At 48.9% G+C, this 926-nt stretch carries 1 protein-coding gene; it reads left to right on the top strand.

Features of this window, described 5'->3' with window-relative positions; translation table 11 throughout:
• The coding region (locus ACFSTE_RS20975; protein WP_378298390.1) for a PKD domain-containing protein at positions 1–926 on the top strand (926 nt) is incomplete at both ends.

The following is a 926-nucleotide window of genomic DNA, read 5'->3' on the forward strand; positions in this document are numbered from 1 at the left end:
ACTCCGGTGATCACAGGTACAGCGGATTCTTCAGACAGTTTAACAGTAACGGTAGATGGAGTTACCTATAGCGAAGGAGACGGGAATCTGGTAGACAATGGCGATAATACCTGGAGTTTAACAATTCCTGCGGGTAATGAGATCAGCCCTGACGGGACCTATGATGTAACGGCTACAGCCACGGATACAGCTGGTAATACGGCTACGGATACCACTTCCGGGGAATTAACAATTGATACAGTAGCGCCTACAGTTCCAACAGTGGTTAGTCAGACCACCAATGATACAACCCCGTTGATCACAGGTACAGCGGATTCTTCAGACAGTTTAACAGTAACGGTAGATGGGGTTACCTATAGCGAAGGAGACGGAAACCTGGTAGACAATGGCGACAATACCTGGAGCTTAACGATTCCTGTGGGTAATGAGATCAGCCCTGACGGGACCTATGATGTAACGGCTACAGCCACGGATACAGCTGGTAATACGGCTACGGATACCACTTCCGGGGAACTGATCATCGATACAGTAGCGCCTACAGTTCCAACAGTAGTTAGTCAGACCACCAATGATACCACCCCGTTGATCACAGGTACAGCGGATTCTTCAGACAGTTTAACAGTAACGGTAGATGGGGTTACCTATAGCGAAGGAGACGGGAATCTGGTAGACAATGGCGACAATACCTGGAGTTTAACAATTCCAGCGGGCAATGAGATCAGCCCTGACGGGACCTATGATGTAACGGCTACAGCCACGGATACAGCTGGTAATACGGCTACGGATACCACTTCCGGGGAACTGATCATCGATACAGTCGCCCCTACAGTTCCAACAGTGGTTAGTCAGACCACCAATGATACCACCCCGGTGATCACAGGTACAGCGGATTCTTCAGATAGTTTAACAGTAACAGTAGATGGAGT

Source organism: Aquimarina hainanensis (assembly GCF_042684685.1).
GTDB lineage: Bacteria > Bacteroidota > Bacteroidia > Flavobacteriales > Flavobacteriaceae > Aquimarina > Aquimarina hainanensis.